Source organism: Mucilaginibacter sp. P4_D1, assembly GCF_056401935.1.
Genome location: NZ_JBFUIJ010000003.1, coordinates 54,335 through 80,421 on the forward strand (window position 1 = coordinate 54,335; position 26,087 = coordinate 80,421).

A 26,087-nucleotide genomic window follows, 5' to 3' on the forward strand; every position below is an offset into this window, starting at 1 on the left:
AGCGAGAAACAATAATTGTTGTTAATGCAATCTGTGCTTAACTCCGTTTAGTTTATGAATTGATTTTTATAATCAGTTGTGTCGATGGTATTATCACTCTATCAAATACCATGTATAGCTTTCGGCATCTATTGTAAAAGTTAAGTTGGCGGTATAATCGCGGTTAAGTTTTACGTTGATTTTCGATTTTCCCTGCTCCAAAAACGTTGCCGATTGCGTAAGCCCCGTGTAATAAAGCGGTATCTTGATGGTCCGCGTTATTTTTTGTTTAAGCGGATTATACAACATAATAAGCCCCTTAACCGGTAGCTGCGGGTTTACATGCATAATGCCATCCCAGTCGCGCCCATCGGCACGCCTTAAATGAATGATATCTGAGTTAAGAATGTCGCGGTACTTTTTATACCAATTAATTACCCCGGTTACGGTTTGCTTTGTTGCGGGGCTATCATACAAACGCGGGCCGCGATAGCAGGCTTGCACCCCGGCGCCATAATATTGCATCATTAAGGCTTTATAATCCTTTAAATGATCTTTTAGTGGTTCAAGCACGGCCTCGGGGCCGCCGCCCTGGTATTTGGTAAGCGGCACAAATCCCCACACCATTGATGGAATTTCGTTCCAAAGGCCATCAAAAATGTTTTGCCTGTTCAGTATCACCTGCTGCTCGCGCGAAAGCGAAAAATTCACTTCGCGGTAGCCAATGGCAATTTTGTTCGTACCATCTAAAAAATACCAGTCAGGGGCATTAATGTAAACACCAAGGTTATTTAGCCAGTGGTACAGTTCTTTTTGAATAGCCATTTGCTGCCATTGGCTGTCTTCTAAACCTTTATGGCCTGGATGAGTGGTGGATGCACAAACATCGCCAGGGTAGGGGCCATCGTTTTCCCAAATATCAAAACCGGTTGCGGCATAAAACTTTTTAATTTTATCGCGATAGCCCAATCCCCATTTACTGCCATAACAAGGCGCGTTACCGAAAAGCGCGCCGCCCGGTTTGTTGGTTTTGGGATCGATAACATCATCCGAGTCGCTGATTCGCCGGGAGCTGAACAACGAATAGCCGCCAATTTTAATGTTTTTACTATGCGCGTAATTGGCGAGCGCTTTCCACCGGTTTAAATTTTGCATGGTGGTATCTTCCTGGTTTACCTGGCTGCCAAAGCTCATAATCAGGGCCTCGTAGCCAGTTGCTGCGCATTGATCAATAGCGGCGCGTACCTCATCGTCATTTTTGCTTACCAGGTGCATAAAAATGGGGTTGGCGGTTACCCAGGGTGCAATGGTACGGTACATTTTGCGTATGGCCAGGCCGCGCCGCTCGCGGTCATAGCTATCCATCAGCAATTCATAGGTTTGTATTGATGTAAAATCTTCGCCAGGCTTTAGCTGTACACCAAATACCCTTTCGGGATATACCTCAAGCAGGCAAGGTGTTTGATAATCATAGTTAACCTGCGATGTATAGGCTGGGTCGGCCTTCCAGTGCGTGGTTTGGTCGCTAAGAATATAGCGCATGGCGTTGTTAAACGCGTAATTGCTTTCAAAATAAATACCACGCAGCGGCTGCATTTGGGTTGTACTGCCAACTACGGCGGTTTCTTCTTCTACCATGCCCAGTATTTCGTTAGCCACCTGGCCAACTGTAATACTGCCTGTTGATTGGTTTTGAATGCTAACCCATTTACTGATAAGGGGCAGGCCATCATAAATGCTGTAATGTACGTTTACAACAATGCCTTTTAAATCATGAAGTGCCGATTGGTAAACAAAAGTGATTGTTTTGCCTGTAGCCTGTTTTTTATTAGTGGCCCACCAACCATCACTTTTCCAGTTGATGACAGTTTTGATGGGGCTTACCAGGTAATGGCTGAATTTGAAATCAGCGTCATCAGCTTTAAGCTCATCCAACTGACCGGGAACCAGGTAGGCATTTTCCTTTTGACCATACAGGCCGCCAACGTTATAGCTTTTGCCATTTACCTGGATGCGTGCTTCGGGTTTTACCGAACGTAATAACTGCTGATGGTTTTGCAGGTTAATAAAATCGTAGCAGGCAACATTGGGCGTAATGCGGAAGCTTCGCTTTAGTAAGCCATTGTATAAAATAATGTTCTTACCGTCGGTACTTTGGTATATGGCAGCTTTTTCAAGTGCAGGTTTAACCAGCCAATCTGCCGGTTCATTTTGCCCTGTGGCGGTATTCCAAACGGGCAACGATTGTGCGTACAGCGGGGAGATATTTTGGCAAGCGCCAATAAACAGGCATATGAACGTTAACCGGCCCCAAATTGATTTAGCTGATTTCAAGTGTTTAGTAATTGATTGGCATAAAAATAAGATATGTTTAGAGCATTAAGCAAGCTGCCGGCATATAAACAGTTATTTAGATGCTGTTGCACTTCAGGCGTTGTATGATTTGTATGAAGGAGACGCAATTATGCGATTTCTATCTTGGGGGAGATGAATTTGATAATCAATGTCTTACAATGACGCGTTTGTAAGTTATTGACTGTGAGTATAAAATGTCCGTCATTGCGAGGGACGAAGCAATCCCCTACATGCTAAATTCCACATAGTTCGGGATTGCTTCGTACCTCGCAATGACGGTACTTTAGGGCATTGATTTAACTATATTTAGTTGCGCGTCATGATATTTTTTTCAGGTTTTGCCTGATGGATACTCAATGACGGTTTTAATAAGAGCTCTTTTACCCAATCTTGTCCATCTCGCCCTTTACAAACTCGGCCAGTTCTTTTACATATTCGGCGCTGAAATCAAACTTAATTCCCGCGGTTTCGTAAATTTCTTTGATGGTTTTGGTATAGCCGAGTTTCAGGGCATCCAGGTATTGCTGTAAGCCTTTTTCGGGGTTTTCTTTATAGTTTTTCCATACCGCGATAGCGCCTAACTGGGCCATGCCATACTCAATATAGTAAAATGGCACTTCAAAAATGTGCAGTTGCTTTTGCCACAGGTTTGCTTCGGCATCCGGGTGGTCGCTCCAGTCAACAAAACCGGCGCCAAATGGTTCGTAAATTTCCATCCAGGCGGCACGTCGATCGGCATCGGTATGGTCGGGGTTGGTATAAATCCAGTGCTGAAACTGATCTACCACGGCCACCCACGGCAGGGTTTTCAATACATCGAACAATTGATCACGTTTGGCGCGTTTCAGGTCTTCTTCGTTATCAAAAAATACGTTCCAGTTATCCATCGAGATCAGCTCCATCGACATAGAAGCCAGTTCGGCAACTTCAGATGGGCAATGTTTAAAATCATTCAGCTCGAGGTCGGCAGTAAGGAAGGTATGTACCGCGTGCCCGCCCTCATGTACCATGGTGGTTAAATCGCGAAAGGTGTTGGCCGAATTCATGAAAATGAAAGGTGCGCCGGTTTCAGATAGCGGGTAGTTGTAACCGCCCGGTGCTTTGCCTTTGCGGCTTTCCACATCAAACAGGTTGTTATCCTTCATGATCTCTAAACGCTCGCCCAGGTATCGGTTGATGTTACTAAAACACTGGATTGATTTTTCGATGAGGTCATTACCGTTTTGAAACGGTTTCAGTGCCGGCTTACCCGATACATCTACATCCATATCCCATGGTTTTAAAGCAGGTAAATTAAGCGCTTTCTGGCGTTTTTCGGCTTGTTCGCGCAGGATAGGAACAATCTCCTTTTCGATTGCCTCATGGAACGCATAGCAATCCTGCGGCGTGTAGTCAAAACGGCCCAATGCCTGGAACATGTAATCCCTGAAGTTTTCGAAGCCTGCATTCAGCGCCACTTTATGACGAAGTTTACGCAGGTGGTCAAAAAGGGTATCCAGTGTGTCTTTTTCCTGTAAACGGCGACCGGTTATCTTTTCCCAAACTTCCTGGCGCTTAGCCCGATTTGTGCCTTTTAAAAACACCGATGCCTGCTCAAGGGTATATTCCTTATCATCAATATGGACCGACATAGCGCCGGTTATCGACTGGTATTTTTGCTGCTCCACCTGTATCTCGGTTTGTACCGGGATATTCTCTTCGCGGAAAAGTTCTAAGCTTTTTTTGATCGCCCGCAAAAACACAAAATACTTTTCGCCGTCCAACTGGTCGATGTAAGGACTTGCAACCAGTTTTTTATTCAGTCCGTTATCGTAAGGCGCAATTTTGGGCGAAATTTCGGTAGCGAAGTACTGGAAGCTTTGCAACAGCTCTTCGCTGGTGGTATCGCAGGTCATGCGAATATAGCGCCAGGCCGAGTCTTCCTCTAAAGCAGCTTCCAATTCGCTCCTGTCATGCAGCCATTTTTCCAGTTCGTGGGCCGAGTTGATGGAACGGTCTAACAATTCTTTATAAAAAGGTTCAAGCGTTTCCCATTTAATATCAAGTGTAGCCGGGATATATTTTCTTGTTTTTTTGTGGATCATAATTTTTAGATGTGCAAATATGCAGCTATGCAAATATGCAGATTTAGTGGGAAAGTTAGCAAATTCTGTAAGCCGGAAAGATGTCGTTGGCATGTCAATATCCATTTGCCAACTTTTAATTACATTTGGTTAGTTAAAATTGTAAAAACAGTTTTGACGGTGCAAAAAATGAACTACTCTTTTATCACATTTTTGGGTACCGACGGCTTTTTGCCCGGCGTGCTTGCTTTAAACAATTCGATTAAAAAATATAATTACACTTACGGCCTGTTAGTATTGACAACGGACCTGGTCTCGCCCAAATCTTTAGCCGCCCTCGATAGCCGGAATATTAAACACAAATACGTAGAGCGAATAAAAAATCCCAACGAACTGGGAAATGACGAGCGTAATTTTAGGCACATGTATACCAAGCTGCGGATTTTTGAACAGGACGAGTTTGATAAAGTGGTTTATATAGATGCCGATATGCTGGTTTGTTGCAACATAGAGGAACTTTTTGATTGCCAGCATATGTCGGCAGTTGTGGCCGGCGCATTAAACCCCGTGAATAGCCATTGGGACGCGCTAAACGCAGGTTTTTTGGTTGTAGTACCAGATAGAGCACTTGCTGAACAGATGTATGCACTAATTGATACCACCCCATCAGATGATGGGAGCGACCAGGGCTTTTTGCACTCATTTTACAACAACTGGCCCAATGATAAGCACCTGCATCTGCATCATAAATACAACGTGCCTGTTTATGAAATAGAGCTTTATGCCAAATTAGATCATTTTAAATTTAGTTATAACAATAGCCGGCTGGATACGGATATTGCCATTATCCACTATTGGGGATATGATAAGCCCTGGTTTCACGATGGTAAATTGCTTAACATCCGCAGCCCGCGAATTGTAGACCGCGCCTACCTGCTTTGGTGGGATGTTTATAGGCCCGCTGATAGAAAACTTAGGGCGTTTTATTATATCAGGAATGTTATTGCCCGTAAATTACGTTCGTTATTAAAAGTTAAGTAAGTTTGGTCAAGGCAGTTATTGATAACAAGGCCCGAAAGTTATCGCTTTAGCATTTTCGGGCCTTCATTATTTTTTACTGGTTAAGCCTTTGGTTTATACAGTGTTTTCGACAATTCTTTTAGCCCTTCCTCATAGCTTGTAGGTTTAAAATTAAAAGCCTTTTCAAATTTGCTGCTGTCAAAAATATAATCATGATCGTATTGGTAGTACATCTCAACAGTGCCCATAACCACTTTTTGGAACAGGCCTATCAGCCACAGCATGTACCTGCGTAAAATAAAGAATTTAGGTTTTACGCCGTACGCCCGGGCGGCAATAGCCATAAACTCTTTGCCGGTTATAGCCGACGGGGTGGGCAGGTGCCATACCTGGTTATCACTATCGGGGTTTTGGCCAAGCAGAAACATCGCTTTACAGGCATCGGGGATGTAAATAAAGTTGTGTTTTTTGTTTGGATCGCCAATCCACTGGGCGGTTTGCTTAGCGGCGTACTTGGTTATTACCATCATATCCACAAAACTGTTTAATGAATCGGTGCCGTAAAAATCGGGCGCTCGTGCAATGGAAGCACGGATAGTACCGGCCTTAACCTCGTCCATCAGCATATTGGCAATGCCTGCGCGTACCTGTCCTTTTTTGCTACCGGGGTTGTAGGGAGTATCCTCTGTCATGGGCCCATTAACCAGGCCATACATGTATATGTTGTCAAAAAATATTAATCGGGCCCCAGTGGCTTTCGTAACGTTGATGACATTTTGCATAATAACAGGCCATTGCGCCTGCCAGATGGCGGCATCATAAACAATGCCTGCCGCCATGTAAATAACTGCCGATCCCTGGACAGCTGCCAAAACCTCATCATAGTTTAGCAGATCTGCTTTTTGCCAGGTTACATTTGTACCTGTAATGTTTACCGGTTTACGGCTAACCAAACGAACGGTTTGGTTGGCGTTAATCAATTCGCGGCTAAGGGCATTTGCTACTGTGCCGCCGGCTCCTAATATGGTGTGCATCATTTTTTCGTTTTTGTTTATCCAAAGGTAGGTTAGCTTTGAATGTCAAAACGTTAACAAAAGATAAGAAAAACACGATTTAAGGATTATACAGGATTTGATGTGCAGATTTCAGATGTGCAGATGACTTAGACATTTTAGTTGAATTGCGGAGCTTAGCTTTTGGCCTTAAGCCTTCCGCTTTGAGCTCATCAGGCGCTTATCTTCATGATCCTCCGCCTGATCCGCGAAAGCGAAACGGGTGTGATGCCTAAAAAGTTGGCTATGTAATGTTGCGGGATGCGCTGCATTACTTCGCCACCGGTTTCAAGCAGGTTGTTGTAGCGTTCTTCGGGTGTTTGAGTAATGAAGGATGCTACCCTATCTTCATAGCAAATGAGGTAATGCTCGGCTACTAATCTGCCAAAACGCTCCATTTTATAACCAATGAGTTCGTGGGTATAAATTTGCTGCATCGCTTTATAGCTAAGGGCAACTATTTGCGTGTCTTCCAGTGCCTGGATATAGTTTGAAGCCGGGGTACCGGTTAAAAAACTCTTATATGAGCTTAGTAACTCACTCTCGAAGCTAAAGTAACCGGTAATTTCTTCCCCATCCTTTACATGGAAATAGCGGACCGCCCCTTGCACTACCAGCCCAATTTTATCGCAAGTTTTACCTGGCTCCGCAAAATTTTTCTTTTTTTTAAGATTGATTACCTCCAAAAGCGGCGCTAATACAAGCCATTCGGCATCGTTCAGCTTTACATATGTTTCCACATGTTCACGGAATTTGCCGATAGCGGTTAGCGCGTCCATATTCTATCTAACAGAAATAACACCGCAAATACAACGCTGGCAATGCCGTTGGTGGTCATAAAAGCAAAGTTTACCCGACTCAAATCGTTTGGTTTTACCAACAGGTGCTGGTAAATTAACATAGCGCAGAAAAAAGCTATCCCAACATAGTATAAAATACCTACATGAGTAAAAAATACCGGCATCATGATAAATAAAGCCGATAACACATGCAAAAATGTTGATAACCTTAATGCGTTTACCTTACCCAAATAGGCCGGGATAGAATGCAGGTTTTGGCTGCGGTCGAAATCCTCATCCTGCAACGCATAAATAATATCAAAGCCACTAACCCAGCATAAAACCGATAGTGAGAAGAATATGGGTGTTAACGCAAATTCGCCAGCAACTACTAAGTATGCGCCGATTGGAGCTAAAGACAATCCCAGACCTAAAACCAAGTGGCAAAGTGCCGTAAAGCGTTTAGTTGCGCTATAGCCCATAACTACAACCAAGGCTATCGGCGATAAGTAAAAGCACAGGTGATTCGACGGATCAATAAAAAATGTGGCTGCTATAAACAAGCCGCAATTGATCAATGTAAAGGTTAACGCCGAAGCCGCGCTGATACGGCCCGCCGGTATATCCCGCTGCTTGGTGCGCGGGTTTTGGGCATCAATATCCCTATCCAAATAGCGGTTAAAAGCCATGGCCGAATTACGGGCGAAGATCATGCACAGCACCATAAGCAACAGCTTACGCCAGTCGAATGTGTGCTGCGTAGTGGTTACCGCCAAAAAAAAGCCGATAAATGCAAACGGCATGGCGAAAATGGTGTGGGTGAATGTTACTAATGAAAGGTATTTTTTCATGTTATTTTGTATCCCTTTTTATGGGGTTATTTTCGATGTACACTGCGTTTACAAATCAAAGCAGATCAAAAAAGTGCTGGCCCCGTGCGATTCCCCTCTTGAGAGGGGGGAGGGGTGTGTTCTGCAACATAGCTCTCAATTGTTCTTAAAACATTAGCAATATCTTTTCTTACTTCCTGTTCAGTAAAACGAATTACTGTTAAATCATGTTCTGCAAGCTCCTGGTCCCGTAAAATATCGGCCTCCACTTTTTCTTCGTGATTATGATAATGCCCGTCAACTTCAATCACCAAATTTAACTCACTGCAATAAAAGTCTACAATATAATTTAACAACGGTTTTTGCCTATGAAAATCAAAACCAAATCCTTTTCCTTTTATTTCATTCCAAAGTAATACTTCGCCCAAGGAGCTATCGTTTCTTAGCTTGCGGGCTAAGTCTTTTAGGTTTGGGTTGTATGGTATTATTTTGCGTGGCATAAATACGTATCGCTTTGCTTTAATGGCGTACAACACACCCCTGCAGCCGCACTTTCTTTCGCGCCCCTCTCGAGAGGGGATCAAAAAGAACAGGACTTTTTAATCCCTCGGTTCAAAATGTGGCACCACAAAACTCTTATTAATATTATCTATGAACCCCAAAATCTCGTCCCGGCCCAATTGTAATTCGGCCGAGGTGATGAAGTATTGCGGGGCTTCTTCAAAAGTTTCCAGCATGGCTTTTTTAAATTTGGCTATGTTCTGATCGGTTTTAACGCTCGATTGTTTGTCGGCCTTGGTGAAAACCAGCACAAACGACAAGCCTTTTTCGCCCAGCCAGTTACAAAATTCGATATCTATTTTTTGCGGCTCCAGGCGGCTATCTATCAATACCATAACGCATTGCAGGCTTTCGCGCTTATCAAGGTAGTTATGAATAAATTTATTCCAGTTGGCTTTGTTTGTTTTGGATGCGCGGGCGTATCCGTAGCCGGGTAAATCAACAATATACCAGCTGTCGTTAATGAAAAAATGATTTATCAGCTGGGTTTTACCCGGTGTTTGCGATGTTTTGGCTAATCCTTTTTTTTGCGTGAGCATATTGATCAGCGAAGATTTGCCTACGTTTGAGCGCCCTATAAAAGCGTACTCGGCCTTAATGGGTGGCGGTAGCTTCGAAATTTGGGTATTGCTGCAAATAAATTCGGCCGTTTTAACAATCATGCTGCAAAGGTAATTATTTTTAACTGCAAGCATACGCCCGCTAACCCGTACAGGTACATGCTTGCTTTGCTTCGCGTTGTTTTACAATGGGTAAACAAATGTAAGCGCAATAATACTTAAATTTGATGTTTAAACATGTAATATAATGAACGATTATAAAATTCCTGCCCAAACCCGCATTGGTCACGTGCACTTAAAGGTAAGCGATCTGCAAAAATCCCTTGATTTTTATTGCTGTTTGCTGGGCTTTGATAAAATGATGCTGTACGGCGATCAGGCGGCTTTTATATCTGCCGGCGGCTATCATCACCACATCGGTTTAAATACCTGGCATAGTAAAGGTGCTTCACCGGCGCCTGAATATGCGCCTGGCTTGTACCATACAGCTATACTTTACCCCGAACGCAAAGATCTTGCTGCAATTTTGCAGCGGCTGATTGATGCCAAATACCCCATCACCGGCGCATCTGACCATGGCGTATCCGAAGCCATCTACCTGAATGATCCCGACCAGAATGGCGTTGAGCTTTACTGGGACCGCCCCAGAGAACAATGGCCGCTGGATGAAAAAGGCGAACTGACCATGTTTACCCGCCAGCTGGATATTGAAGGTTTACTGAACACGATTTAAGGATTGTGCAGGATTAAGTGGTCTACAAAATACTCTATAATCTTGTAAATCAGCTTAATCCAGGTTCAATCAAAAAAATCCTGTCAATCCTGCAAAATCCTTAAATCGTGTTAAAGCTCCTTTATCCTGATGTTCCGGAAGTAGGCTTTATGCCCGTGGTCCTGCAGGGCAATTAAGCCGGTTTTGGCGGTACCGTAGTCGGGATAATCTTTCCATTTACCTTCGGCTTTTTTCTTGTTCCATTCGTCGGTCCAGGCTTCAAAAGCAATTATTTTCGATCCGTTTAGCCAGTGCTCTACATGGCCATTGTTGAACACTATTTTGCTGATGTTCCATTTACCAACCTGCTCCAGTTTTTTAAGGGTGTTGGGCAGATACATGGCATAATCGCAGCCCGTTTTTTGCCATTCTTCCAATTTGTCGGGCCAGCCTTCATCGTCGATGATCTGGTATTCGGGACCGGTGTTATAGGTAGCATGGTATTTCGGGTCTTCAATTACATGGTATAGTACGCCGCTGTTGCTGCCCTTATCAATTTTCCATTCCCACTCCAGCTCAAAGTTGGTATAAGCTTTATTGGTTACAATATCGCCGCCGGTATCGCCTTCGGCCGCGCCAAGGCAAACCAGGGCACCATCAACAATAGTCCAGTTTTTAACTTCACCCTTTTTGTTGAAGCTGTGCCAGCCATTTAAAGTTTTACCATCAAAAAGGTTTACCCATGGGCCTTTTTTAACAGTTGCTTTTTTTACGTGCGGCGGTACTTTTACGCTAACCGCCGATGTTTGCACACAAACCAAAGCCGCGGCAGTCATTACCAAGCCCAGTTTTTTAAAATGTTGTTTCATAAGTTTAATAGATCGGTAAACTACTTATCATGATCCTGAATCCTCAGGGTCCTCTACCGAGAGACCCTTAGGTTACGGGAATTTTTTGTCTTAACTCTTGATTCTTGACTCTTAACTCTTTTTTGCTACCTGCATTTTCTCCGGATCCCAAAACATGGGGCTATTGTTATAATAGCTATCGTTACATAACAGGGCAGGTGCGGCAGCGCGATAACCAAATACAGCATCTTCGGTTACCTTGCCATTATTGCGGATGGCATTGAAAAAATTGTTCATATGATCATATGGGCCACCGATGTAGCCCTTGTCGGCATCGTAGGTAATTTCTTCGGGTGGCAGCATTTTTTTACGTTCGGCATAGCCAACACCGGCTTTCTTTAACTTATCTAAATAAAAGGGATCGTCGCTGGCAAAAGTTTTGTTGCGTTTAAGGGTTACCTTGTCCCAGGTAATATCCATCGAGCCTTCGCTGCCAACCAGTTTTAAATAGGTGGTGCCGCTGGTGCCATCCACAAAATTGCAGCGCAACGAAAGGTTGAATGCCGGATGCGCCTGGGTTTTGCCGTAATCAAAAGTGCCCAGCAATACATCGGGTACTTCGCGGCCATCGTTCCAGAAACGCAGCCCGCCCGATGCATAAATTTTATTCGGGCCCATCGAGTCGGTTATAAAGTGCAGGCTCGAAAATAGGTGCACAAATAAATCGCCGGCCATACCGGTGCCGTAATCGGTATAATTTCTCCAGCGGAAAAACCTTTTTTCGTCAAAGGGGCGTTTTTTGGTGTTGCTGATATAGGTTTCCCAATCCAGCGTTTGGGGCGATGCATCTGCCGGGATGGGGTATTGCCAAACCTCCAGCGGTTCGCGGCGCGCCCAAAACCCCTCGGCATAATTCAGCTGGCCAATAGCGCCGCTTTTTAACAGCTCATGCGCTTTCTCGTTACCTAATGATGATACGCCCTGGCTGCCTACCTGGAAAATTTTACCGGTGTCCTGCTGGGCTTTTATTACGGCAGGGCCTTCGGTAATGGCGTGTACCATGGGTTTTTCGCAGTACACATGTTTGCCGGCATGCATGGCATCAACAGATATTTGCTGGTGCCAATGATCGGGTGTGGCAATAATAACGGCATCAATATCTTTACGGTTCAGGATCTCTTTATAAACCCGGGTGGTAAAAATGTCGGCGCCGTACTTGGTTTTGGCATCTTTAAGGCGGCCATCGTACAAATCGCAAACGGCCACCAGTTTTACACCAGGGATTTTTAGTGCTGTGTCGGTATCGCTGTTACCCATACCACCGGCGCCTATCAGGGCTATGTTGATCTGGTCGTTATATTCATAGCCCAATTGCCTTTTTAATATGGCGAAAGGTTTAACGGTACTTTGCGATGCAAACAGGCTATTGCCAACAGCAACGGCGGCAGTGGTTGTGGTTAATTTTTTAATAAAACTTCGGCGCGAGGATTCTTGTTTTTCTTTCATAGATAAGGGACATTCAATTGATGTATAATTTAATTAAAAATGAGCCGGTAAAAATTGTTATCCTATCAATAGGATAGTCTTGCCGCATTTGTTTTGGCGTTAAATTGGTTTTTAAAATTAGTGAATTGACTTAACATTTACACAAGGCTGTCAACTTAATCCAACCAGATAAAATCAATCAACATACAATCGCTATCTTTGCGCACATTATAAAAATGAGCAAAACCATAACTCCGTACAATAATGAGCAGACCACCAAGAAAGAACAGGTGGCCGATATGTTCAATAATATATCAAAAACCTACGATTTTTTGAATCATTTCATGTCTTTGGGCATCGATATCATCTGGCGTAAAAAGGCTATCAACGAATTAAAAAAAGATCAACCCAAACTGATCCTCGATGTGGCTACCGGCACAGGCGATTTTGCCTTTGAGGCCTTAAAGATCCTGAAACCCGAAAGAATTATTGGTGTGGATATCTCGCGCGGAATGCTGGACATTGCCGACCAAAAAATAGCTAAACGCGGGTTGAGCGATAAGTTTTCGGTGAAACTTGGCGATTCGGAGAAACTGCCTTTTGCTGATAACGGGTTTGACGCAGTTACGGTAGCTTACGGCGTACGTAATTTCGAGAACCTGGAAGTTGGCCTGGCCGATATTCAACGGGTTTTAAAACCAGGTGGCAAAGCAGTGGTATTGGAGTTTTCAAAACCAAAGGCATTCCCTGTAAAGCAATTGTACAATTTTTACTTTAATTATATAACGCCGGGTATTGGCAAGTTATTCAGCAAAGATTCCCGCGCTTATAGCTACCTGCCTGAGTCTGTTGCGGCCTTCCCTGATGGCAAAAATTTTGTGGCTTTAATGGATAAAGTTGGCTTTAAAAATACCAAACACAGGCCGTTGGCGTTTGGAATTTGTTCAATATACACAGGCGTTAAATGATCAAAAACCGGTACCTCTTACTTTTATGCCTTTTATTTTGCAGCAAAATTTCGCTGGCACAATACGTACCGGCATGGGGCGGAGGGGCCGATCAGCAAGACCTGAGCTTTGGTTTTAGCTTTAGTTATGTAAGCAGCGACCTGCGGATAGTAAAAAAGCCCGACTGGCGCAAGCCCTTTTTTGATGCCGCTACCAACAAAAACATCACCGACTCGGTAAACAGCATAGGCTCAAAAAGCCAGCCCGGCTTTGCCATTGGTTTTTTAACCCGCTACACCTTAACCGAACATTTTGAAGTACGCGTAACCCCTTCGCTGGTTTTTGCCGACCGGAACCTGAGTTATACTTACGCTAATCCCGACCAAAACCAAGTAAAACAAATTCAGACCACCTCGGTAGAAATCCCCCTTTCTTTCAAGCTAAAATCCGACAGGTTGGGCGATTTTCGCGCTTATATTTTGGGGGGAGTAAAATACACCAAGGCCATCGGCACCAAAAAGGATGAAACCAATCTTGATCCTTTAGATAAGATGGTAAAAAACGCTGGCGGATTTAGCTCCTACGAAGCCGGCCTGGGATGTGACATCTATTTCGAGTTTTTTAAGCTGTCGCCACAAATAAAAGTATCCAATTCGTTTGGCAACATCCTGGTGCCCGAGAATCACCCGTTTTCGGCACCTATCAGTAAGTTGTCGTTGCATACGGTGATGTTTAGTTTGTTTTTTGAGTAATAAGCCCCTCTAAACGGCGTAGCCCTCATGAACTCCTACAAGAAAAATTAAGCATGAATAATCTCCCCCGGAAGGGGAGACTTTCGTGCTTTTTTTAAGCCCTCCTCGTCGGGTAGGGGCTGGGTGAGGCTTATTACCCACACACGACAATAATCCAAACTAAAAAACATAATTTCGCAGCCATAGTTATACTTCTATTATGAGTAAAATTGCATTAATCACAGGCGCAACATCGGGCATAGGCGAAGCATGCGCGCACGTATTTGCCCGCGAAGGATATAACCTGGTACTTACCGGCCGCAGGCTGGAAAGGCTGGAGAAGCTGGCCGGCCATCTAAACAAAAAATATGATACGGAGATAGCCATAGCATCATTTGATGTGAGCGACCGTGCCCAGGTGCAGGAAAACCTTGACGGTATACCCGCCCAATGGAAAAATGTTGATGTACTGATTAACAACGCCGGGCTAAGCCAGGGGCTGGACCCGATACAAAACGGCAATATTGATGACTGGGAAACCATGATTGATACCAATGTTAAAGGTTTATTATATGTAAGCCGCATTGTATCAAACTGGATGATTGAAAATGGTAAAGGCCATATCATTAACCTGGGCTCGATAGCAGGCAAAGAGGTTTATTTGAATGGAAACGTGTACTGTGCTACCAAACATGCTGTTGATGCCTTAAATAAAGGTATGCGTATTGATTTACTGCCGCACGGCATCAGGGTTACGGCCGTGCATCCCGGTGCCGTAGAAACCGAGTTTTCGGAAGTGCGCTTTAAAGGCGATAAGGAAAGGGCCAAAAAAGTATATGATGGGTTTGAACCCCTGGTAGCACAGGATATTGCCGAAACCATTTGGTTTGTAGCATCGCGCCCGCCCCACGTAAACATCAACGACCTGGTAATTATGCCAACAGCACAAGCCACGGCCGGGAATATATTTAGGAAGTAGATGTGCAGATATGCAGATTTTAGATGTGCAGATGATTGATTGATTGATTGATTTGAAAATTTGAAGATTTGAAAATGTTCAGTTTACGGTCAGCGACTTAATCATCTCCGCATCTAAGTTTTTAATCTGCACATCTAACCAGGCTGCACATCAAAAATCAATAATTCACTAACTCAATAATTCACTAATTAAATAATGTCACTAATCACACAAATAGACCAGGATATAAAACTGGCCATGCTGGCCAAACAGCCAGATCGTTTAAGAGGGCTTCGGGCTATAAAATCGGCCTTGTTATTAGCCAAAACTGAAAAAGGAGCCGCCGAGGAACTTACCGAAGAGGCTGAAATTAAAGTGCTGCAAAAACTGATTAAACAGCGTAAAGAGTCGGCCGATATTTACCGTAAGCAAAACCGCGAAGATTTGTACGAGATTGAGATGGAAGAAATGCGGGTAATTGAGCCTTATTTGCCACAACAAATGACCCGGTTTGAAATTGAAGGCTACTTAGAGGAATTGATAGGCCGTATAGGCGCCACATCAACAAAAGACTTAGGCCGCGTTATGGGCATGGCCAATAAGGAGCTTGCGGGCAAGGCCGATGGTAAAACTATATCAGAAGTTGTACGCCAATTGTTAGGATAGCAATAATTTATCAATATAACGTTAACATCTACATTGATAAATTATTGCTATAATTGTTGCAACTCGTTCGCGGTAAACTAATTTTACAGCGGATTAACACATTTTATATACTAAAACGGGTTTTGGTATAGTTAATTGAAAATTAATACTAATTATTTATATGGATTTCGTGCTTAAAGAGGAACACGGTTTTAGTTACATCGATGAGGGCGAAGGCGAGGTGCTGTTACTACTGCACGGTTTAATGGGTTCATTGAGCAATTGGGATGGCGTGGTTAATCAATTTAAATCAAAATACCGCGTATTAATACCTATATTGCCTATTTATGATATGCCGCTTATTACTACAGGTGTTAAAAGCTTGTCCAAATTTGTGCATAAATTTATCAAGTTTAAAAAACTGAGCAATATTACAGTGCTCGGTAATTCGCTTGGCGGGCATGTGGCTTTAGTATATGTTTTGGCCCATCCAGAAAATATAAAAGCGATGGTACTAACCGGCAGCTCGGGTTTATATGAAAACGCTTTTGGGGGTTCGTTCCCGCGGCGCGAGAGTATTGATTTTGTAAGAGAAAAAGTACAATATACTTTTTATGACCCTGCTGTTGCAACAGATGAACTGGTTAATGACGTATACAAGTTAGTAAACGACAGGCATAGTGTTATAAGGCTGCTGGCCATGGCAAAATCGGCTATCAGGCATAATATGAAAAAAGATCTTCATAAAATGCAGCTTCCGGTTTGTTTAATATGGGGCCGTGATGATAAAATAACCCCGCCCGAGGTAGCAGTGGAGTTTAACGAATTATTACCCAATGCCGAATTGCACTGGCTTGATAAATGTGGCCACGCTCCTATGATGGAGCGGCCCGATGAGTTTAACGTGTTGCTGGGTGCGTTTTTAGAAAAAATAAAAGAATAAACATGGTTGCAATTGAGTTGATAGCTAACGCGATACCACCGGTACACACTTCTGACCCGATACAGAAGGTTTATGACCGTATGGTGGAGTTTCGTGTGCGCCATTTGCCAATTGTAAATGAAGAACAGTTTCTGGGACTGATAGCCGAGGATGACATGGTTAACGAAAGCGATATGCAGGTGCCTGTAGGCGCATTGGCATTGTCGCTGGTAAACCCTTACGTGTTGGAGGATCAGCATATTTATGATGTTATCCGCCTGTTTTATGAACGCCAGCTTACCATAGTGCCCGTGCTTGATACCAAGCATAATTACCTCGGCATGATATCTATAAACGCCATTACGGAGTACTTTGCCAAAATTACGGCTGTATCTCAGCCAGGTGGTATTATCGTGCTCGAGATCAATAATAAAAATAATTCCCTGGCACACATGTCGCAAATTGTCGAATCGGATAATGCCCAGGTGCTAAGTTCATACGTACAAACCTTCCCCGATTCAACCCGGATGGAAGTAACGTTAAAAATAAACAAGCAGGATATATCAACCATTGTAGCCACATTCCTCCGTTATGAGTATGATATTAAAGCAACCTTTAACCATACCGACAACAACGATAACGCCCGCGACCGGTACGATTCGCTCATGAATTATTTGAATCTTTGATACTCATTGGTTCACTGGTTCATTTGTGGAAAGTTCGATAGCTTTGCCGGCTGATCAGATAGATCAATATGAGTTATTGTCAATATGAGTTATTATAGTCTTGAAGATTTAGAGGTATATCAGTTGGCAGAAAGTTTTGGCGACGAAATATGGGTAATAGTCAGCGCTTGGGATCATTTCGCGAAGGATATCGTGGGCAAGCAGATAGTACGATCTGCTGATTCTATCGGGGCTAATATTGCTGAAGGGTATGGCAGATATCACTTTAAAGAAAATAGAAATTTTTGTTTTTTTAGCCGCGGCTCGATTTTAGAAACAAAAGGATGGCTAATAAAATCAAAAAACAGGAACCTGATAAACGAAGAACAGTTTAATGCACTATTAGAAAAACTTCAAATCATCCACCTCAAACTAAATGCATATTTAAAATTCATCGGTAAAAACGCAAAGATCAAAGTAGATTAAAGTTTATATCATTAGCACATTAAAAAGCCGGTATTTATAAAAACAGCCCAATGAGTCACTATTCCCGCCGCAAAAGACCAATGAACTAATGAACCAGTGAACTAATGAACTTTAAACTATGAACTTTTTACCAATGAACTAATGAACCAATGAACTAATGAACCAACGAATAGCAGTTTACGGCAGGCCATTTAATGAACCTTCGGTTATACCTTATATACAGCAGGTATTTGATAACCTGGCGCTGCACAATGTGGATATTTATGTGCACTATCAGCTTCATGATTACCTGCAGGATAAAATAAACGGGGTAAAATACCATGTGCTGCAAGCTACCGACTCGTTAAAGGGTTTTATAGATATTTTTATAACGCTTGGCGGCGACGGCACCTTGCTGGATATGGTAACCGTTATCCGCGACTCGGGCATCCCCGTTATCGGTATCAATTTTGGCAGGCTGGGCTTTTTGGCCAGCGTAAACAAAAGCGATATCAACGCGGCTATACATGCCGTGGTAAACAGGGAGTTTACGCTGGATTGCCGCGAACTGCTCAGCATCGATTCAAAAACAAACGTATTTGGCAATGATAACTTCGCGCTTAACGATGTAACTATTCACAAGCGCGATGATGCGGCCATGATTATCACCCACGTATTTTTAAACGATGAGTTTTTAAACTCCTACTGGGGCGATGGATTGATTATATCAACATCGACAGGTTCAACCGCTTATTCGTTAAGCTGCGGCGGGCCAATCATATTCCCGCAATCAAACAGTATTGTAGTTACCCCGGTATCGCCGCATAACCTGAATGTACGGCCAATTATATTACCCGATAACAGTAAGCTATGTTTCGAGGTGGAAACCCGCAGTTCCAAATACCTGGTATCATGCGATTCGCGGATGGCTGTTATGGACGAAACCATGAAATTCCTGGTACAAAAAGCAAACTTCCAGCTAAATTTAATCAGGTTAAATAATGAAAGTTACTTAACCACGTTAAGAAACAAACTATTATGGGGATTGGATGCCCGTAATTATTAATTTTGCTTGATGCCCAAATTTGTACTTTTCGCACTCCTCTTCATATTTTCGTATCATGTACAGGCCCAAACCTGGGAGGTAGGCGGCGCTATTGGCGGGGCAGGGTATATTGGCGATTTAAATCCCAATAATCCGGTTAAAATAAGCGGAGCCTCTGCCGGCTTATATATTAAACGCAATTTTGACGGTTACTTTTCGGCAAAGCTAAATTTCAGTTACGCTAAATTTGGCGCGGCCGACAGTACATCCTCCAGCCAGCAATTTCGTGACCGTAACCTGAGCTTTACCGATGGTGTAATGGAGCTTGCCGTTATTGGCGAATTTAATTTCCTGAAATATATACCCGATGCCGGCCCTAATAAATTTACGCCTTTTATATACGCAGGTATAGGTGTTTCTACATATGACCCGCGTACTACTTATAACGGTAGTACAGGATCACTCAGGCAATTGAAAACCGAGGGCCAGAAAACCCAGTACGGCGATAATACCATGGTAATTCCGTATGGGGTAGGTGTAAAGTACAATATCGGCGGCAAGTTTAGCCTGGCGGCAGATATGGGCTACCGATACGCCTTTACCGATTATCTTGACGATGTAAGCGGTACGTATGCCGATAAAAGCAAATTAACCGGTGTTGCCCGCGCATTATCTGATCGGTCGGGCGAAAAAACCGGCATCTACATAGGCTCGGTCGGCACCCAGCGCGGCGACCTTAAGCCACGCGACAGCTATTTTATAGTTGGGCTTACCATCTCCTATACTTTTGTTACCAAGCGCTGTTATTTTCAAAATTAAATTTCAATTTAACAGTATTTGACAAATTAAATTTTGTTTTTTATGCAATAAATGATTTTATAGTTCGTTTTGATATTAAAATCAGTATTTAATACTGGTTTTGAAATTTAACCTTAATCTATAATGTCATGGCCGAATTAACTGCTTCTCCCCAAAAATCTGGTGCAGCCCACGGGCGCAAAAAACAAAACCTCAGGATTGACCTTACCGCAATGGTCGACCTTGCTTTCCTGCTCATCACCTTTTTTATCATGACAACTACACTGGCCAAGCCAAGAGCGATGGATTTGGCTATGCCAGTGGACAGCCAGGAGCGGCCCATACCTGCCAGCCGGAGCCTTACTATCTGTCTTGGTAAAAACAACCAGGTTATGTATTACCTGGGCGAACTTAAGAATCCTGCAATAGCGCCCACAGTGGCAGGCTTTGGGCACGATGGTTTGCGAAAGGCGCTTATCGAAACCAATAAAATGATCCATGATAAATATGGTAAAGACATGATTGTTTTAGTTAAACCCAGCAACCATTCTGTTTACAGCAGTTTGGTGAGTACGCTGGACGAACTTACCATCACCAAAACAGACAGATATTCTATCGTTGATATTGCCACACCCGATATAGACGCCTTAAAGCAAAAAGGCATTTATTAAAATGATATTCAAGTAATTCCACCTAACCTTACACATATCCTTTTGACGGGCATCACAACCATTTTACCGGTTGTTGATGCCCTTTTTTGCGTTTTGTTGATTTATAAATTAAAATAAACAGGTGCATAAAGTGCCATTCATGTGTTTTTTATGACATTTATCAGCATTATTTACAATAACATTTTCTTTTATTGCTGCATACTAAAAAAATACAAAGTAAGTTTTACCTTTGTACCCTGAAAAAACCGGCAACGTGGCATTTAACTATGGCTGTTGGCGGCTGATTTATAAAGCGGATTAGTCTAAAAAAACAAATATTTATTAGACATAGCATTGACGACATTTAAAACAAGCATGTCTTTTTTATAGCCATAACACCGGCTTTTGATAATGAGCAATATGGAATATTTGGATCAGATTGATTTGTTGAAACTACCTAAGCACGTAGCTATCATTATGGATGGCAATGGGCGCTGGGCCAAAGAAAAAGGCAAATTACGCGTATTTGGTCATCACAATGGTGTAATATCTGTAAGGGATGTAGTGGAGGGATGCGATAAACTGGGTGTAAAATATATCACACTATATACCTTCTCGTCAGAAAACTGGAACCGCCCTAAGTTTGAGGTAATGGCTATTATGGAGTTAATGGTAAGCACCATCCATAAAGAGATAGCCGGCTTTATGAAAAACAACATTAAGCTTAATGCCATTGGCGACCTGGATTTGCTGCCCGCCAAATGTTTAAAAGAACTTAACAACGCCATGGAAACCACAAAGGATAATACCGGAGTGATTCTTACACTGGCTTTAAGCTACGGCTCGAGGCGCGAAATTTTACACGCTGCAAAAAATATAGCAGCACAGGTAAAAAGCGGCGAGCTGGAGATTGAAGATATTAACGAAGCTGTTTTTGAACGCAACTTATTTACCAACGATATGCCCGACCCCGAACTATTGATACGTACCGGCGGCGAGTATAGAATAAGCAACTATTTATTATGGCAAATAGCCTATGCCGAATTGTATTTTACAACCAAGCTATGGCCCGATTTCAGGAAGGAAGATTTGTACGAAGCTATACTCGATTATCAAAAACGCGAACGCCGTTTTGGTAAGACCAGTGAGCAGGTTAACTAAATTTTTTCTTTTAACAAATTTTAACAACTGTATAAATTAATTTTAGCCCACTAAAATATTCGAATGTATAAATTTCTTTTTGCTATTCTTTTCACTGTTTTTGGTACTGCGGTACTGGCCCAGGTTTCAAATGCGCCAAGGCCACAGCTCACCAAACAGATACCGGCCGATAGTTTAAGTTACCTCAATCCGCGCGATTATATTATTGGTGGTATTAGTGTAAGTGGCGTAAAATATCTTGATAAAGACAACCTGATATTACTGTCTAAATTAACCAAAGGCGACCGTATTAACCTGCCAGGCGAGCGCAATGCCGAAGTAATTAAGAAGTTATACGAGCAGGGTTTATTTGACGATGTACAGTTAAATATTACCAAAATTAACATGGATACCGTTTACCTGGAGATTGTTGTTGTAGAGCGCCCACGTTTGTCGCGCCTGCATATTACAGGTATCCGCAAAGGCGAAATAGAAGATATCCAGAAAAAGCTAACCGATAAAACGGGTAAAATAGTAAATGAAAATTTACTGAGCACCACATCGGCCATCATCAAAAAGCATTTTAACGAAAAAGGTTTTTTAAACTGTACCGTTATCATGACCCAGCGTAAAGATCCGGGAGATGCTAACAGCGTGATATTGGATGTTAAAATTGATAAGAAAACAAAAGTTAAGATAAACGACGTTATTTTTGAAGGGAACAAAGCCTTTTCGCAAAGCGATTTGCGCGGTTATTTAAGCAAAACCCGCAGAAAGCACTGGTATAACGTTTTCGGATCGAAGAAATTTAAACAGGATAAGTACGAAGAAGATAAGTTGAACCTTATCGAAAAAATGCAGGCCAAAGGTTATCGTGATGCCGAACTGGTGAGCGATTCTGTTTGGAAGCACGACGATCAAACGGTTAATGTAAAAATAAAAGTTTACGAAGGCCCTAAATACTACTTTGGTAAAGTAACCTGGAGCGGTAACGCCAAATACTCTGCCGATATATTGGAGCGCATACTGCACGTTAAAAAAGGCGATGTATTTAGCGAAGATGAGTTAAACAAACGCTTAAGCGGTCCAACGCCAAGTAACGATGACGTATCATCGCTGTATTTAAATGACGGTTATTTAACCTTCAACGCCGACCCGGTACAAACAAGGGTTTATAATGATACTGTTGATCTGGATATTCGTATCTACGAAGGCCCGCAGTACACCATTAACCGTGTAAGCCTTAAAGGTAATGATGTAACCAACGATAAGGTTGTGTTGCGCGAAATCCAAACCAAGCCAGGCCAAAAATTCAACAAAGAGTTATTGATCCGTAGTGCGCGTGAAATTGGCCAGCTGGGTAACTTTGACGAGCAGAAGACAGAGCCTAAGCCAACCAACATCAATCCGCAGGATGGTACCGTAGATATTGTTTACAACGTAGTTGAAAAACCTTCAGACCAGATCGAACTTTCGGGCGGTTTTGGCGGCGGGCAGCTGGTGGGTACACTGGGGCTTACATTCAACAACTTCTCGTTACGTAATATTTTCAACCTTAAGGCTTACAAACCACTGCCCAAAGGCGATGGACAAAAACTAAGCTTACGCGGTCAGTCAAGCGGTCGTACTTATCAAAACTTCTCGTTCACATTCAGTGAGCCGTGGTTGGGTGGTAAAAAACCAATTTACTTTGCTTTATCGGCGTATACACAAGGTAGTTCAACCGGGCAGTACTACGCAAAAACAAGCCCTTACTACAACAACCTGCGTATTAACGGTGTTGGTATTACTTTGGGTAAACGCTTAAAATGGCCTGATAACTATTTCCAGCTTAACTACTCATTAAACTTCGACCACTATAACCTGGATAACTATACCGGTTACCTGTTTAGCAACGGTACATCGTTCAACATCAAGTTAACACAGGAGTTAACACGTAACTCTATTGATGCGCCTATATTCCCTACACAGGGTTCAAACATCAAATTTACGGTACAGGCTACGCCTCCGTATTCCATGTTCAACAACGTGAACTATAAAGTAGCTACCCCGCAGGAGCGTTACCACTTTGTAGAGTACTATAAATTCAAATACGACGCACAATGGTTCAACAAAATTGTGGGTAAATTTGTGCTGATGAGCCAGGTAAGGTTTGGCTTCCTGGGTATGTACAACAAAGAAGTAGGCCCATCGCCGTTTGAGCGCTTCAAATTAGGTGGCGATGGTATGCAGAGCTACCAGTTTTTACAGGGTAGCGAGATCATCGGCTTAAGGGGTTACCAAAACTTCTCGATTGTACCGGAAGGTTCAAACGAAAATCAGAACACTAACACTGGTAGCACTATCTATAATAAGTACACTATGGAGCTGCGCCACCCAGTTATCGCCAGCCAGTCGGCAACTATATTTTTGTTAGCATTTGCCGAGGGTGGAAACGTTTGGAACAATTTTAGCCAATTCAATCCGTTTAACGTACGTCGCTCTGTAGGTGTGGGCGCAAGAATATTTTTACCTATATTTGGCTTGCTTGGATTAGATTATGGCTATGGATTTGATAAAATACCGGGCGCGCCTGATGCAAACAGAGGGCAGTTCCATTTTACAATTTCTCAGAGTTTATCCGGCGGATTTAATTAATTTGCACCGCGATATATGAAAAAGATAATTTTAGTAGCCTTTTTAACGTTAACTGCATTTGCCGGGGCTTATGCACAACGTGTTGCATATGTAGATTCGGATTATATATTGAAACATATGCCCGAATACGCGTCATCGCAAAAACAATTGGCCGCTTTGTCTGATCAATGGCAAAAAGAGGTTGATGGCCGTTTCCAGGAAATTGACCGTTTATATAAAGCCTACCAGGCCGACCAGGTGCTGATGACAGCCGATATGAAAAAACGTCGCGAGGCCGAAATTGTAGATAAGGAAAAATCAGCCAAAGATTTTCAACGTCAAAAATTTGGACCTGATGGCGAGCTTTCACAAAAAAGTACCTCATTGGTTAAACCAATTCAGGATAGAGTATCTAAAGCTGTACAGGCTGTTGCCGAAAGCAATGATTTAGATATTATTTTTGACAAAAACAGTGAGGTAATTATGCTGTACGCAAACCCAAGGTTTGATAAAAGTGCAGAGGTGATAACCAAATTAGGGCTTAAGCCCGGCGTATTAGCCAAATAAATTTAAAAGTAAAATAAACAGAACAAAACTATTATTAAAACAGGACAAGAAAAAAATGAAAAAACTATTTAAAGTTGCTTTAGTTGCAGTAGGAATGATATTTGCCGGCAACTTTGCCAATGCGCAGACCAAAATTGGCCATATTAATTTTAATGCGGTTATTGATGCTATGCCCGAAACTAAAACCGTTTCGGCCCAGATTCAGGCTTACCAAAAAACCTTTATCGATGTACTTACCAACATGAACAATGAGTACACTACAAAAGGTACCGACTTTCAGAAAACCCAGGCTACTATGACAGATGCCGTTCGTAGCCAAAAAGGTGCTGAGTTACAGGATATGCAAAAACGTATGTCTGATTATCAAACAGACGCTCAGCAAAAAGTTGAAGCTAAAAAGAACGAATTAGGCAAACCACTTTTTGATAAAGCTACTGCCGCAGTACAAGCTGTTGCCAAAGAAAAAGGTTACGCTTATGTATTGGATTCATCACAGGTTAGCCTGTTGGTATCGCCAGATGCCGACGATTTGATGGCCGCTGTAAAATTAAAATTAGGTTTAAAATAATATCAACCTTTAGTCATTTATAAAAAAGCGCCCCGTAGTACGGAGCGCTTTTTTTATGTTTGTATATGCACAATCAACCTATAGGTATTTTTGATTCGGGCTTTGGAGGCCTTACGGTTTTTAAATCAATCATCAGCCGGCTGCCGGGTTACGATTATCTTTACCTGGGCGATAACGCCCGTGCGCCTTATGGTAACCGCTCATTTAAAACCATTCATGAATATACCTGGGAGTGCGTGCAATGGATGTTTGCGCAGGGTTGCCCGCTGGTTGTGCTGGCCTGCAATACCGCATCGGCAAAAGCATTGCGTACCATACAGCAGCAGGATTTAAAAAACGCCGACCCTACAAAACGCGTATTAGGCGTTATAAGGCCTACTGCCGAAATTGTTGGCAACTACACCAAAAGTAAACATATAGGGGTGCTGGGCACCAAGGGAACGGTACAGTCGGGCTCATATCTTATCGAGATACAAAATTTTTTCCCGGATGTGAAAGTTTACCAGCAGGCCTGCCCGCTTTGGGTGCCGCTGATAGAGAATGGCGAGTATGACCAGCCCGGCGCCGATTATTTTGTGAAGTTGTACCTTGATGAAGTAATGGCGCAATCGCCGGCTATCGATACTATCTTATTAGCCTGTACCCACTATCCTATTATCCAGGATAAAATTGAAGCGCAGTTGCCCGCCCACGTTAAAGTGATAGGCCAGGGTGATATTGTAGCTAAAAGCCTGGTTGACTACCTGCATCGCCACCCCGAAATGGAGAACAGGCTCAGCAAAAACGGCACCAATCAATTTTATACCACCACAGATGATACTGCCGACTTTGATCATCACGCCTCGCTGTTTTTCTCGCAGCCGGTGAAATCGACCTTTATTTCGGCTAATGATTTGGTTATATGTAAGTGAGTGGTTGATTAAGTGAGTGGTCGGTGGGCCGAAATACTAAAAAAGATACATCATTGCGAGGTACGAAGCAATCCCCAACATGCTAATGGCGACATGCAAAGTTTGATAATTGTCCTAAAGAGATTGCTTCGTGCCTCGCAATCACGGTTAAGGGTATAATTAACCACTCACCTAATCAACCCAGCCAACCACTCATCAATTTAATATACTAAACT

General features: G+C 42.8%; 26 protein-coding genes. 17 read left to right on the top strand and 9 right to left on the bottom strand.

The genetic code is table 11. From position 1 onward, the window contains the following. Positions 1-93 precede the first annotated feature (93 nt). Together AC1DV1_RS04035 and AC1DV1_RS04040 are read right to left on the bottom strand one after the other, a co-directional pair. Positions 94-2,313, bottom strand: a complete 2,220-nt coding sequence (locus AC1DV1_RS04035) for an alpha-galactosidase (RefSeq protein WP_477355618.1) — start codon at positions 2,311-2,313, stop codon at positions 94-96. Positions 2,314-2,714: 401 nt separating this feature from the next. Further along, entirely contained in the window at positions 2,715-4,418 is a 1,704-nt protein-coding gene (locus tag AC1DV1_RS04040; RefSeq protein ID WP_477355621.1) for a M3 family oligoendopeptidase, read from the bottom strand. A gap of 168 nt (positions 4,419-4,586) precedes the next feature. Between AC1DV1_RS04040 and AC1DV1_RS04045 the strand changes: the two genes are divergently transcribed. Further along, positions 4,587-5,438 (top strand): glycosyltransferase, encoded by an 852-nt coding sequence (locus tag AC1DV1_RS04045; RefSeq protein WP_477355625.1) that lies wholly within the window; start codon positions 4,587-4,589, stop codon positions 5,436-5,438. Between the two features lie 80 nt (positions 5,439-5,518). Here AC1DV1_RS04045 and AC1DV1_RS04050 read toward each other — a convergent pair whose 3' ends face one another. The 5 genes from AC1DV1_RS04050 to yihA all read right to left on the bottom strand — a co-directional run bounded on the left by AC1DV1_RS04050 (position 5,519) and on the right by yihA (position 9,301). Beyond that, on the bottom strand, positions 5,519-6,454 hold the full coding sequence (locus AC1DV1_RS04050) for an NAD-dependent epimerase/dehydratase family protein (RefSeq protein WP_477355628.1): 936 nt from the start codon (positions 6,452-6,454) through the stop codon (positions 5,519-5,521). A gap of 188 nt (positions 6,455-6,642) precedes the next feature. Next, a complete protein-coding gene (locus AC1DV1_RS04055) occupies positions 6,643-7,248 on the bottom strand; it encodes a Crp/Fnr family transcriptional regulator (RefSeq protein WP_477355631.1) in 606 nt (201 codons plus the stop codon). Then, complete coding sequence (locus tag AC1DV1_RS04060) at positions 7,236-8,099, bottom strand: UbiA-like polyprenyltransferase (RefSeq protein ID WP_477355634.1); 864 nt, start codon at positions 8,097-8,099, stop codon at positions 7,236-7,238. Before AC1DV1_RS04060 ends, AC1DV1_RS04055 begins: the two co-directional genes overlap by 13 nt. A 65-nt stretch (positions 8,100-8,164) precedes the next feature. Then, entirely contained in the window at positions 8,165-8,578 is a 414-nt protein-coding gene (locus AC1DV1_RS04065) for an endonuclease domain-containing protein (RefSeq protein WP_477355637.1), read from the bottom strand. Between the two features lie 99 nt (positions 8,579-8,677). Beyond that, complete coding sequence (gene yihA / locus AC1DV1_RS04070; protein ID WP_477355641.1) at positions 8,678-9,301, bottom strand: ribosome biogenesis GTP-binding protein YihA/YsxC; 624 nt, start codon at positions 9,299-9,301, stop codon at positions 8,678-8,680. Positions 9,302-9,446: 145 nt separating this feature from the next. Between yihA and AC1DV1_RS04075 the strand changes: the two genes are divergently transcribed. After that, complete coding sequence (locus AC1DV1_RS04075) at positions 9,447-9,932, top strand: VOC family protein (protein ID WP_477355644.1); 486 nt, start codon at positions 9,447-9,449, stop codon at positions 9,930-9,932. A 110-nt stretch (positions 9,933-10,042) separates the two neighbouring features. On the opposite strand, the gene AC1DV1_RS04080 is transcribed toward AC1DV1_RS04075, so the two are convergent. Together AC1DV1_RS04080 and AC1DV1_RS04085 are read right to left on the bottom strand one after the other, a co-directional pair. Continuing rightward, complete coding sequence (locus tag AC1DV1_RS04080) at positions 10,043-10,780, bottom strand: 3-keto-disaccharide hydrolase (RefSeq protein WP_477355647.1); 738 nt, start codon at positions 10,778-10,780, stop codon at positions 10,043-10,045. A gap of 111 nt (positions 10,781-10,891) precedes the next feature. Next, positions 10,892-12,265 (bottom strand): Gfo/Idh/MocA family protein, encoded by a 1,374-nt coding sequence (locus tag AC1DV1_RS04085; protein WP_477355650.1) that lies wholly within the window; start codon positions 12,263-12,265, stop codon positions 10,892-10,894. 215 nt (positions 12,266-12,480) lie between these two features. Between AC1DV1_RS04085 and ubiE the strand changes: the two genes are divergently transcribed. The 15 genes from ubiE to murI all read left to right on the top strand — a co-directional run bounded on the left by ubiE (position 12,481) and on the right by murI (position 25,872). Continuing rightward, positions 12,481-13,212 carry a bifunctional demethylmenaquinone methyltransferase/2-methoxy-6-polyprenyl-1,4-benzoquinol methylase UbiE gene (ubiE, locus tag AC1DV1_RS04090; protein WP_477355653.1) on the top strand — a complete coding sequence of 244 codons (732 nt, stop codon included), beginning with the start codon at positions 12,481-12,483 and terminating at the stop codon, positions 13,210-13,212. Beyond that, positions 13,209-13,943, top strand: coding sequence for a type IX secretion/gliding motility protein PorT/SprT (gene porT, locus AC1DV1_RS04095; protein ID WP_477355656.1), 735 nt, complete (start codon positions 13,209-13,211; stop codon positions 13,941-13,943). Before ubiE ends, porT begins: the two co-directional genes overlap by 4 nt. Positions 13,944-14,142: 199 nt before the next feature. Next, a complete protein-coding gene (locus AC1DV1_RS04100; protein ID WP_477355659.1) occupies positions 14,143-14,901 on the top strand; it encodes an SDR family oxidoreductase in 759 nt (252 codons plus the stop codon). A gap of 195 nt (positions 14,902-15,096) precedes the next feature. After that, a complete protein-coding gene (locus AC1DV1_RS04105) occupies positions 15,097-15,546 on the top strand; it encodes a GatB/YqeY domain-containing protein (protein WP_477355662.1) in 450 nt (149 codons plus the stop codon). A 160-nt stretch (positions 15,547-15,706) separates the two neighbouring features. After that, entirely contained in the window at positions 15,707-16,468 is a 762-nt protein-coding gene (locus tag AC1DV1_RS04110) for an alpha/beta fold hydrolase (RefSeq protein ID WP_477355665.1), read from the top strand. 2 nt (positions 16,469-16,470) lie between these two features. After that, a complete protein-coding gene (locus AC1DV1_RS04115) occupies positions 16,471-17,133 on the top strand; it encodes a CBS domain-containing protein (RefSeq protein WP_477355668.1) in 663 nt (220 codons plus the stop codon). Between the two features lie 84 nt (positions 17,134-17,217). Beyond that, positions 17,218-17,598 (top strand): four helix bundle protein, encoded by a 381-nt coding sequence (locus AC1DV1_RS04120; RefSeq protein WP_477355671.1) that lies wholly within the window; start codon positions 17,218-17,220, stop codon positions 17,596-17,598. 157 nt (positions 17,599-17,755) lie between these two features. Further along, the gene (locus AC1DV1_RS04125) at positions 17,756-18,643 is read left to right on the top strand and encodes an NAD kinase (protein WP_477355674.1); all 888 of its coding nucleotides are present in this window, start codon (positions 17,756-17,758) and stop codon (positions 18,641-18,643) included. 9 nt (positions 18,644-18,652) lie between these two features. Then, complete coding sequence (gene porG, locus AC1DV1_RS04130) at positions 18,653-19,441, top strand: type IX secretion system protein PorG (RefSeq protein ID WP_477355677.1); 789 nt, start codon at positions 18,653-18,655, stop codon at positions 19,439-19,441. Positions 19,442-19,569: 128 nt separating this feature from the next. Next, complete coding sequence (locus AC1DV1_RS04135) at positions 19,570-20,091, top strand: ExbD/TolR family protein (protein WP_477355680.1); 522 nt, start codon at positions 19,570-19,572, stop codon at positions 20,089-20,091. Positions 20,092-20,490: 399 nt separating this feature from the next. Next, positions 20,491-21,231 carry an isoprenyl transferase gene (locus AC1DV1_RS04140; RefSeq protein ID WP_477355683.1) on the top strand — a complete coding sequence of 247 codons (741 nt, stop codon included), beginning with the start codon at positions 20,491-20,493 and terminating at the stop codon, positions 21,229-21,231. 63 nt (positions 21,232-21,294) lie between these two features. Continuing rightward, positions 21,295-23,847 (top strand): outer membrane protein assembly factor BamA, encoded by a 2,553-nt coding sequence (gene bamA / locus AC1DV1_RS04145; RefSeq protein ID WP_477355686.1) that lies wholly within the window; start codon positions 21,295-21,297, stop codon positions 23,845-23,847. A gap of 15 nt (positions 23,848-23,862) precedes the next feature. Further along, entirely contained in the window at positions 23,863-24,393 is a 531-nt protein-coding gene (locus AC1DV1_RS04150; protein ID WP_477355689.1) for an OmpH/Skp family outer membrane protein, read from the top strand. 55 nt (positions 24,394-24,448) lie between these two features. After that, positions 24,449-24,961 carry an OmpH/Skp family outer membrane protein gene (locus AC1DV1_RS04155; protein WP_477355692.1) on the top strand — a complete coding sequence of 171 codons (513 nt, stop codon included), beginning with the start codon at positions 24,449-24,451 and terminating at the stop codon, positions 24,959-24,961. A gap of 65 nt (positions 24,962-25,026) precedes the next feature. After that, complete coding sequence (gene murI / locus AC1DV1_RS04160) at positions 25,027-25,872, top strand: glutamate racemase (RefSeq protein WP_477355695.1); 846 nt, start codon at positions 25,027-25,029, stop codon at positions 25,870-25,872. Positions 25,873-26,087 lie beyond the last annotated feature (215 nt).